This is a genomic window from Mesorhizobium sp. M1A.T.Ca.IN.004.03.1.1, from assembly GCF_003997555.1.
Classification (GTDB): domain Bacteria; phylum Pseudomonadota; class Alphaproteobacteria; order Rhizobiales; family Rhizobiaceae; genus Mesorhizobium.
In genome coordinates, this window is record NZ_RZTV01000629.1 from 1 (window position 1) to 256 (window position 256).

Annotated in this window: 1 protein-coding gene; it reads left to right on the plus strand. The window is 55.5% G+C overall.

Annotated features, from left to right (window positions below; translation table 11 throughout):
- Positions 1 to 256 (plus strand): ABC transporter permease subunit (locus EOD29_RS33160; protein ID WP_127248865.1); only part of this gene is annotated, 256 nt, incomplete at both ends.

Below are 256 nucleotides of genomic sequence, written 5' to 3' on the forward strand. Positions count from 1 at the left end.
GAGAAGTTTTGACCAGTCCCTAGAGCCAGCAGCCGCAGTGCATGGAGCTCGTCCACTACAAACGCTTCGATTTGTCACGCTACCAATCCTCAAACCTGCTCTCCTTACGGCAGGACTGTTGGCTTTCCTCACATCCTTCGACGAACTCCTCGTCGGCATTTTTCTGCTGGGGCGGCAAACACCAACGTTGCCCATCAAGTTCTGGGGCGACATTGCCTACCAGGTTGATCCGTTGCTCAGCACGGCCTCGACCTTG